Origin of the sequence: Corallococcus sp. 4LFB, assembly GCF_046520365.1 — a bacterium.
GTDB classification, from domain to species: Bacteria; Myxococcota; Myxococcia; order Myxococcales; family Myxococcaceae; genus Corallococcus; species Corallococcus caeni.
This window is the reverse complement of record NZ_JBKGHJ010000885.1, coordinates 1-1,909: the sequence shown is the minus strand read 5'-3', so window position 1 is coordinate 1,909 and position 1,909 is coordinate 1. Positions and strand designations below refer to the sequence as shown.

Here is a 1,909-nt window from a genome sequence, read left to right as displayed (position 1 = left end):
CCGTGGGCGCGGCCCAGGCGGAAGCTCCACGCGATGTCGGAGGGCAGCAGGTCCGTGCGGCCGAAGACGGGCGCCCACGCGAGCACGTCCACGTGGTCGCAGCTGGAGAGCGCCTTGCGCAGCGCCTCCGGCACCAGCCGGGACGAGTCCGCGCGGGCGAAGGGCTCCTTGCGCGTGTCGTCGTAGTGCCCCTTCACCTCGCCCTGGGGGCCCAGCGCCACCAGCACGGTGCGCTCGGCGTGGACGCTGGCGGCCAGCGCGCACCGCGTGGGCACGGGCGTGTCCAGCTGCGCGGCCATCAGCTCCACCACCTTGGGGAACTCACCCGCGCGGCCCGCGTCCACCGCGAGCGACGAATAGCTGAGCGCCCAGGACTCGCGCCCCAGCGCGTCGCCGCGCGGCAGGGCGTCCGCCGCGGCGATGGCGCCGCGCAGGTGGAGCTGGCCCTTCTGGCGGTCGCGGTCCAGGTGGAAGCGGCCCTCCAGGTAGTCCGCGTAGACGCGGTCCCCGCCCTGCACCACCGGGCCCGTCAGCGCGTTGGCCGTCACGCGGGACAGCCACTCCAGGTCGTTGGGGCCGGAGCTGGAGCGCGTCAGCTCCGCGAGCGTGGCGCCGAACACCAGCTCCATGGGGTTGTCCGCGCAGGCGGCGGCGACGTCCAGCTCCCGCCGCGCGTCCTGGGGCCGCAGGTCCAGGTAGTGCAGGTGCGCCAGCTGCACGTGGGGCCACGCGCAGCTGCGCGTGGGGCCGCGCGCCATCCACTCCTCCAGATAGGCGCGGGCGCTGCCCAGGTCGTTGCGCGAGCGCGCCACCTGGCTCAGCACCTCCAGCACGTTGAACTCCAGCTCCCACTCGCGCAGCTGCCGCGCGCCGGCCCAGAGCACGCGCGCGTGCTGCTCGGACTCCGTCACGCGCTGCATGTCGTAATAGAAGATGGCCAGCCGCTTCTCCAGCTCCAGGCAGCGCACCGACAGGCCATTCTCGCGGCAGCGCTGGAGCGCCCCGAAGAGCCGCTGCTCGGCCTTCCACCACGCGCCGTCGGCGATCTCCTTGAGGGCCTGGTCGCGGTCCGCGACGTAGGTGAACCAGGGGTCCTCCAGCCGCTTGATGCGCTCCAGCGTGTCCTTCAGGTGGGACAGGGTCCCCTTGCGCGTGCGCAGGAGGGCGCCCAGGTAGATGTCCTCGTCGCCGGACAGGCGCGCCCGGTCCAGCAGCGCCTCCGGGACGGCGTGGCCCTCGCGCAGCGACTCCGCGTACTGCCGCGCCAGGTCCGCGCGGCGGGAGAAGTCGCGCTTCGCCACGCGCTGCACGTAGTCCCCGAGCACGCTGCCGCCGTGCACCCGGTCCAGCTCCTTCGCCAGCGGCAGGAGCGCCAGCACGCGCTCCCTGGACGGCGCGGCGCGCACGGCCTCATAGAAGACGCCGCGCACCGTCCCCGGGAGCTGACGGGCCGCGTCCATGGGCAGCGGCGCCTTCGGGTCCTCCACCAGGGCCATCGTCGCTTCGCGCGCGGCCTTCCACTGACGCTGGCGCTCCAGCGTGGCCTCGCGCAGGGCCAGCGCCTGGGCGTGGGCCTCACGTCCCCAGCCCTGCTCGTTGCGCTTCGCCACCTGCTCGAACAGCTCCGACGCGCGCAGCGTCAGCCCCATCTCCCGGAACACCAGCGCGCGGTTCCACAGCGCCTGCATCAGGCCGGGCTTCGCGGCCAGCGCGCCGTCCAGCAGGCGCAGCGCGCGCTCATGGTCTCCCCGGGCGAGCGCCACCGCCGCCAGGTCGCTGTCGCGCTCCGGCGAGGCCGGCAGGCGCTCCAGGAAGGACGCCGCCTGGTTCCACTCGCCCTCCAGGGCATAGGCCGCCGCGATGCCGCCCCAGTCCTCCCGGGCCTCCATGCGGGCGAGCGGGCCCAGGG

At 74.6% G+C, this 1,909-nt stretch carries 1 protein-coding gene; it reads right to left on the bottom strand.

All coding sequences use genetic code 11. The features are described from left to right. Nucleotides 1–1,909, bottom strand: a 1,909-nt coding sequence (locus tag ACLEQD_RS42370) for a tetratricopeptide repeat protein (RefSeq protein ID WP_410391643.1), incomplete at both ends; no start/stop codon positions are given.